The organism is Saliniramus sp. (assembly GCF_035311605.1).
Lineage (GTDB): Bacteria > Pseudomonadota > Alphaproteobacteria > Rhizobiales > Beijerinckiaceae > Saliniramus.
This window is the reverse complement of the sequence record NZ_DATGCW010000106.1, coordinates 19723-27619: the sequence shown is the minus strand read 5'-3', so window position 1 is coordinate 27619 and position 7897 is coordinate 19723. Positions and strand designations below refer to the sequence as shown.

Annotated in this window: 5 protein-coding genes; 4 read left to right on the top strand and 1 reads right to left on the bottom strand. The window is 65.4% G+C overall.

The genetic code is table 11. The annotated features are described in order from the left end of the window. Positions 1 to 2263 (bottom strand): hypothetical protein (locus VKP01_RS05130; RefSeq protein ID WP_324410913.1); only part of this gene is annotated, 2263 nt, incomplete at its 3' end. A 194-nt stretch (positions 2264 to 2457) separates the two neighbouring features. Between VKP01_RS05130 and VKP01_RS05125 the strand changes: the two genes are divergently transcribed. The 4 genes from VKP01_RS05125 (at position 2458) to VKP01_RS05110 (ending at position 7881) form a co-directional block, all read left to right on the top strand. Further along, positions 2458 to 2922 (top strand): peroxiredoxin, encoded by a 465-nt coding sequence (locus VKP01_RS05125; RefSeq protein ID WP_324410912.1) that lies wholly within the window; start codon positions 2458 to 2460, stop codon positions 2920 to 2922. Positions 2923 to 3140: 218 nt separating this feature from the next. Continuing rightward, a complete protein-coding gene (locus VKP01_RS05120) occupies positions 3141 to 4505 on the top strand; it encodes a M23 family metallopeptidase (protein WP_324410910.1) in 1365 nt (454 codons plus the stop codon). 70 nt (positions 4506 to 4575) lie between these two features. Next, the gene (locus VKP01_RS05115; protein ID WP_324410908.1) at positions 4576 to 6273 is read left to right on the top strand and encodes a histidine kinase N-terminal 7TM domain-containing diguanylate cyclase; all 1698 of its coding nucleotides are present in this window, start codon (positions 4576 to 4578) and stop codon (positions 6271 to 6273) included. A 105-nt stretch (positions 6274 to 6378) separates the two neighbouring features. Beyond that, complete coding sequence (locus VKP01_RS05110) at positions 6379 to 7881, top strand: MFS transporter (protein ID WP_324410907.1); 1503 nt, start codon at positions 6379 to 6381, stop codon at positions 7879 to 7881. Positions 7882 to 7897 lie beyond the last annotated feature (16 nt).

Below are 7897 nucleotides of genomic sequence, written 5' to 3'. Positions count from 1 at the left end.
CGAGCGGCGCATCGCGCGGGCGTGATACGGCCAGCGTCACGGGATCTTCACCGAGCCGCGCCTCGCCCGCGAGATCGAGCGCGCCATTGCGAAAACCGAGGGAGAAGTCACCGGCGCGCAGATCTTCCTCCCCGAAGGCATCGCGCAGGGTCACGTCGGAGAGCCGCCCGCTCACGGCGACGGAGGTCTCGCGTGCATCCGGAGCATCCGAGAATTGCGGGGCGAGGGCCACATCAAGCACGGCATTGCCGGAAACTGCATCCGGGTCGAGGGTTGTGGGGGTATCGCGCGCGATCTGCGGCGAACGTATCAGTGATGCGAGCGCATCGGCACCGCCCTCCAGCCGGAAGGTGACGGCAGCGGTGTTTCCGGCCATCCAGAAATCATCGAAATCAAAACCGGTGCCCGACATGTCGAGCCGTCGCCCATCCTCCAGCGCGACCACGGCGCGTCCGTCCCTGAGCCTCGCGCTGCGGCCATCCAGCCGACCGCTGACATGGACGTCCTGCAGCGGCGGCAGCCCCGGATCTGCCTGGAAGGTGGCATCGGTGATGGCGAAGCTGAGATCGATCGCGTCCGGCGGCAGGCCATCACGCTGCAGCCCGGCGACGGAATCGCGCCTTTGTCTCGGTAGCGGGCCCATCAGCCTCGCTTCTGCGGGTTTGCGCATATTGCCGAAATCATCGCCGGTCAGTGTTGTGGCGAGGGACAGATGCGCGAGCCGGCCGTCACGCAGGGCGCCGAGCAGAAACTCCCTTGGTTTGTGCGCGACGAAGGGTGGCCAGATCCGCAGCGCGTCCCGCACGGCGATGTCGCGCACTTCGAGTCCCGCCCGCAGACCGCCGGCATCCGCGTCGGATGCCGTCGAGAGCGTCATCGCGACATCGAGCCCCTCGCCCGTCAGGGAGAGCTCCTCGATCAGCACCCCTGACGGCCCGACCCTGGCGAAGAGGTCGATGACGGGCAGAGCCATATCCGGCTCGCCCGGCTCCAGAGCCGATAGCACACCGTTGCGCCCGGCGAGATAGACCTGCCAATCGTCGCTTTCGGGATCGGGGCGTGCATTGCCGCGCAGCACGACACGGGTGCCGTCATCCGTGTAGCGCAGCTCCGGAATGGTGATTGCATTTCCGGCGTGATCATAGCGCACTGAAGCAGCGAGGCGGCCGACGCTCAGAACGGGCGCTTCCGGGTTATTGAAGAAGAAGCGGCCCGGAGTGTTTTCGAGACGTGCCGATACGATATCAAGACGATTCTGCGCATCGGTCGACAGATTCAATTCGATGTCGAGCGCGATAGCCTGCGTGGCGAATCGCCCTGAGAGACCCGCCATCATCAGAGCGTCGCTGATCGGAAAACTCGTGACCCGGAGCGCGGCTTCGCCGCCGCCACCGCCATCTACGGGCCTTGCTACGCCCTCTATATGCCAGGTCTCACTGCTGCCCGTCAGGCTGGCATTGATGCGCCGGCCGTCACCAATCCGCTCGAACCGGGCGTCGACATCGCTGAAGCCGACCCGTTCGCGTCCCTGGGAGTCAACCATTGTCAGGCGCGCATCGATCAGACCGGCCTCTGCCACAGCGCCGATCGGGCTTTGCGGATCGATCAGCGCGCCGATGAAGCCGCCGAGCGCAGCAGCGACGGTAGCTATCGGCGCTGGTTCGATATCGCCCGCATCCTCCGGACCTGTCAGATCCGCGCCGCTGAACGCGGGATCATGATGCAGCTCAGGCCTCAGAAGTCCTTCGCTACCCGGCGTCGTCAGTGACAGGGCGCCGGTTTCGGACACCTGCAACCGTAATTCGACGCCGACGAGTTCAAGCCCGTGGGCGCGGGGGGCGCCCGCGACGAGTGACCAGGTCGAGACCGGAATGAGGGCTGCAGGGGCGCTGGCGACGCGCCCGCCGCGTGCATCGCGGACGCTGACGTCGGCAACCGCCAGCGCCAGCCGACCGTCATGCAGATCGAGCGCCGCATCACCGATCTCGATGCGCCAGCCCTCGCCGAGCTGGGCTTCGAGCGTGGCTGTGATCTGGCCCGTCAGCCCGGCGAAGCGCACCGGCTCGCTGGACACGCGCCAGTAGAATGCGCCAAAGGCCACGGCGACGATCAGGACCAGGATCGCCTTGGCGATGACAACGCGCCGGCCAATCCGGCGCCACCGCGTGCGCCCGCGCGCGCCCGGCGACCGTCCGCGACGGCGCAGCGTTGCCGGCTCCAGCGCTCTGAGATCATCCGCTTCGCCCAAACCGCTCTTCGACACCCTCTCACGCCCCGTCGGATTTCAGCGCCTGAACGGGGATACCACGCGAATCGCTTGCGCGGCGCCTACACTAGCGCCTACCGATGATCCTTGCGACGGCTTGCCGCGTATCATCGGCGCGCCATGCCTTCACGGCGATGTGCGCGACCGATCATTCCGATCAGGTGACAGCAATAGGACGAAAGGAAGGCGTAATGGCGCTTCAAGTCGGCGATCCCGCCCCCGATTTCACCCTTCCCGCCACCGAGAAGGGGAGTATCACGCTCTCGTCCCTGCGCGGGGGCATCGTGGTTTTGTATTTCTACCCTAAGGATGACACCAGCGGCTGCACTAAGGAGGCTCAGGCCTTCAACGCTCTGAAGGATTCCTTCGCTGCCCGGGATGCAGTCATTCTGGGCATGTCGCCCGATCCGCTGAAGAAACACGAGAAATTCAGGGAAAAACATGAGCTGGGCTTCCCCCTCGTCGCCGATGAGGAGAAGGGTGTGCTCGAAGCCTATGGGGTATGGGTCGAAAAGAGCATGTATGGCCGCAAATACATGGGTGTCGAGCGCACGACCTTCCTGATCGATCGCGAAGGACGCATTGCGCGGATCTGGCCCAAGGTGAAGGTGCCCGGCCATGCCGAAGAGGTGCTTGCAGCGGTGGAGAGCCTCTGAATCGGCTTGGGACGACTGAAGATTGTCCGGCGTTTGTCGATTCTTAACCCTAACGGAGCCTAAATCACGTCGAAACGAAGCGGGTTGACGTGATGTATGATTCGACTGCGCAAATGCCGCACCGCATGCCCTCTCCCGGGCGGGGCTTGCCGTACCCACCGCAGCAGCCCCCCCGGCGCATTCTGACGCTGCGCCCCCTGACCCTGGCGATCGCTGCCTTGAGCTTCGCGCTCGTCACGGCCTGGGCCAGCGCCGTCACCTGGTATGTGGTCTCCAGCGATGACGTCGCGGCGGAACTGCTGCGCCGCGAAGCGCGCCTCAAGGCCGGATACGAGGAGAGTATCGCGGTCCTGCGCTCGCGGCTCGACCGCATCACCAGCCAGAAGCTGCTCGAGCAGGACAGCCTGGAAGACCGTGTCGCGGCGCTGGTCGGGCGGCAGGTCGAACTCGAGACGCGCCAGGCGATGCTGTTCAATCTGGGCACGCATATCGATATCGCCGGGCTCGACCTGCCCGATTTCGATTCACACGAGGGGTTTGCGCCGACCCCGCTCGCCGAGCTCACCGATTCCGATGACGATGTCCGCGAAACCGGGGCGCTTTCGCAGCATCCGGTGCGCCGGCCTTCACCGGTTCTGTCGCAGCGCACCCGTCCTGCACCCGTCGCTTCCGACGCGAGCCGGTCCGATGAGGCAGCGGAGCCGCGGCCGCTTTCCCCTGAAACGCTGCCTCCGGCACCGGAAGATGACGCGTTCTCGCTGCGTCTGCGCGAATCACACCTGTCGCCCTCCGTCGATCCCGGTTCGATTGCACGGTCGGAGAGCCGCGCCGATGCGAACGGCGCCGTCACGGCCGATCTGGCCGCGCGGCTGCGCGCTGTCGAGGCATCCCTGGCTCAGGTCGAGGCGGATCAGTTCATGCGCCTCGACGCGGTCAACCAGAGCCTCGCCGGCGCGACGAAGAAGCTTCGCGACGTCATCGTGCAGACCGGGCTCGATCCGGATGCCCTCGCCGCCTCGGATTCTGATGGCGGGGAAACCGGAATCGGCGGCCCTTATCTCCCCATCGGCATCGACCCCGAAGGTGGGCCTTTCGAGGCCATGGTGTGGATGCTGCAGGAAAAACTGACCGAGCGCGAGCGCCTTCGGCGTGCCACCGAGCAATTGCCTCTCGCGCGCCCGGCCGGGACGAAATTCAGTGTCAGCAGCAATTTCGGTGTGCGCCGCGACCCCTTCACAAGGCGGCCCGCCCTGCATGCCGGGATCGATTTCCGCACACCGCGCGGTACACCGATCCGCGCTGCCGGATCCGGGCGCGTTGTGGCTGCGGGGCGTTCCGGCGGATACGGGAATCTCGTCGAGATCGACCACGGCAATGGCGTGACCACGCGTTATGCGCATCTCTCCTCGATCGCGGTGGAGCGCGGGCAGATCGTCAATACGGGTGATCACCTTGGCCGTGCGGGATCGACGGGGCGCTCCACCGGGCCGCATCTGCATTACGAGACCCGCATTGCCGACGAGCCGGTCGATCCCAACCGCTTCATGCGTGCCGGGCGCATGCTGATCAAGGTCGAGGAATAATGATTCCGATATAGCGCACATTAACACTCCCGGGGTCATAAATCCGTCTCATCGTGATGACGAGGCGGTATTGGATTATTGTAGCGACGCGGTCTGGGCCCTGAGCCCTCAGGGAGCGCTTCTGGGTGGGATCTGCCTGGGCGTGCTGATGCTGTCGCTATGGGTAGCCCGCCAGCATGACTTTCCCGGTCGTGATGCTTTCGTCGTCGCGCATCTCGGGATGGGCTGGTGGCTCCTGGCCGCCATGCTGGAAGTTGCTGCGCCCACGGGGGCATGCAAGCAGGTCTTCGCGCAGGCGGCTTGGCCGGGCGTGATGGTGGTGCCGACTTTCTGGGCGGCCTTTCTCTGGCAATACGCGAATTCTTCGACGGAGCGGCTGAGCCCCGGGCGGCTTGCGGTTTTGATGATCATACCGGTCATGGCCGGGATCGTTGCCTTCACCAACGAGCATCATCACTTGCTCTACGGCGCTGGTACTGCACCCGCTGATGATTCGCCGCATGCGCCGATGATCTATGATCACGGGCCCGTCTTCTGGTCATTTGCGATCTATCTCTACGTCTTCCTCGCCTTCGGTTTGTGGTCGATCGCCCGCGCACTGGTAACGGTGTGCGGTTCCGCACGCAGGCATTATCTGGGCTTTCTCGTCTTCACACTGATCAATATCAGCGCCAATCTCGGCTATATCTTCTTCGGCATCACCGTATTCGGCTTTGATCCCACACCTTTCAGCTTCGCCGTGACTCTGGGCGTCTTCACCTGGCTGATCGCCGGCAAGCGATTGTTCGATCTGTTGCCCGTGGCCAACCGGTTGCTGATCGAGCGCCTGCCGGACCCTGTCATCGTCGTCGATGATGCCGGACGCACGGTCCAGGCCAACCCGGCGGCGCTGGCTCTGACGGGGCTGGCGCGGTTGCAAGAGGGGGTGCCGCTGGCCGAATGGCCGGGCTGTGGCCCGGTACTCGTGCGCCATCTCGAAGCGGATGGGGCAGGCGGCGACGATCACCTCATCGCCCTCGGCACGCCGCCGCGCTGGTTCGAGATCCACGTCGTTGATGTCGCGCCCGGCGCCGAGCGTAACAGGGTCCGGCTCGGGCGCATGCTCTATCTGCGCGATGTCACCCGCCGTGAGCAGGTCGCGGAAGCGATGCGTGTGGCGCTGGAGACCAGCCAGGCGCGTCTTTCCACCATCACGGATCTGCACGCGCAACTGGCACGCCAGGCCGTACGCGATCCCCTGACGCAGCTCTTTAACCGCCGTCATCTCGACGCCTATTTCGGGGAGGCGGCCGTACATGCCCGCGAGAACGGTACGCATTTCGCGCTGGCGCTGATCGACATCGATCACTTCAAGGCGGTGAACGACAGACACGGCCATCTCGTCGGCGATGATCTGCTCAAGGCTTTCGCCGATCGGTTGCGGCTTGCCGGCGGCACGCGCGGTCAAGCCTTCCGGATCGGCGGCGAGGAATTCCTGTTGGCCATGCCGGGCGCGGGCAAGCCGGAAGCCGTCGGGCTGCTCGCGGATCTGCGCCGGCGCAACGCTGCGCCGATGATGACCCGTTCCGGCGCGATCAATGTGACCTTTTCTGCGGGCCTCGTGGGGCTCGAAGCCGATGGCGAGGATCTCGATACCCTGCTGATCCGTGCCGATCGCCGGCTCTACGCCGCCAAGCGCACCGGGCGCGACCGTGTCGTCGCCGATGATCCGGGCGCGGAGGTTGCGCCGGCCGTTTCAGCCGGGCAGCCTTCGGGGCGCGTCGCCTGAATCGCTTGCGGGAAAAACGCAAAACGCGCGTGCGTCGCGTATGCTCGCCTGCAGCCGATATCCGGTTATGCTCGGCAAGCCGATTCAACCATTGAGAAACCTGTCTTGTCCGCGTCGCCACCGCCAGCAGCCGAGTCGCCCGCCAGGCCGGGGAGTGCGAGAGCTTCCTTCCTCGCCCTGTTTCCCTCGATCATGCTGCCGATGTTTCTCGGCATTCTCGATCAGACCATCGTCGCCACGGCGCTCCCCGCCATCGCGGCGGATCTGGGCAATGTCGAGCGCATTGCCTGGATCGTTGTCGCCTATCTGGTCGCCACGGCCACGGCGGCGCCCGTCTATGGCCGCCTCGGTGACGCCTTCGGCCGGCGCAAGCTTCTGATCGTCTCCCTGATCGTGGCGATGACCGGCAGCACGCTTTGCGCCTTTGCCGTATCGACGGAAATGCTGGTGGCCGCGCGCGTGTTGCAGGGGCTCGGCGGCGGGGGGCTGATCTCTCTGTCGCAGGCGCTGATCGGGCAATCGGTGCCACCGCGCGAGCGCGCACAATATCAGGGCTATATCGCCGCCGTGGCGGTGATCGCGAGCACCGTCGGGCCGGTAATCGGCGGGTTACTGACCGAGTTCTTCGGCTGGCGGGCGATCTTCTTCTTCAACATCCCCTTCGGATTGCTGGCCATTCTCCTGCTGCTGCGGCTGCCGCCCGGTACCGGTGAGAAGGAGCCGTTCCGTTTCGACTGGATGGGGCTCGTCTTCTTCGCGACCTTCGTATGGAGCACGCTGGTCCTCGTCGAGGCCTTGCGCGGAGGCGCGCTAGCGGCGATGGGGCCGGCGCTGGCGCTGGCCGGGCTCGCCGTGGCGGCGGCGATCCTGCTCTATTTTCGCGAAAAGCGCGTGGCGCAGCCGCTCCTGCCGGTCACGCTTTTGCAAAATCCCTCGATCTGGCGCGCCGACGCGCTGGCCATGTCGCACGGTGCCTTGTTCGTTTCGCTGATCGCCTTCGTGCCAATCTATCTGCGCGCGGTCTACGGCGCATCGGCGGCGGAGATCGGGCTGATGATGCTGCCGATGACCGCAGGCGTCGGCTTCGGCGGATTCGCCGTCGGACAGGTGATCAGCCGTACGGGGCGCACGGCGATCTTCCCCTCACTCGGATTGATGATCGTGGGCGCAATGCTGCTCTTTCTCGCCTTTTTCGCGCCGGCGATGAGCATGCTGCAATTCGCGTGGTTTCTCGGCGTGCTCTCGGTCTTTCTCGGCACGGTGATGGGAGTCGTTCAGGTGACGGTGCAGTCGGAAGCCGGCAAGCGCATGCTCGGCGCCGCCGCCGCCTCGGTCGCGGTGGCGCGTTCATTCGGGGCGGCACTGGGTACGGCTATCGTCGGGGCGGTGCTGTTTGCTGCCGTAGGCGCGACGGGGATCGCGATTTCCGGCCCGCTCGAAGCGGTGCTGCAAGGCAGCGAGACGGCGCTGTCGGGCATCGATGCGGCGACGGAAGCCGCAATCCGCGCGGCGGTATCCACCGGATTCCGTAGTGTGTTCCTGACTATCTTCGTCTTCTCGATGATCGGCTGCGCCTTGTCCTGGACGATCCCGCGCCGGATGGTGTGATTCCCGTCTCTCGCAA

Coding starts and splice junctions, on each gene's coding strand:
- VKP01_RS05125 (WP_324410912.1), top strand. CDS start 2,458: ATGGCGCTTCAAGTCGGCGATCCCGCCCCCGATTTCACCCTTCCCGCC.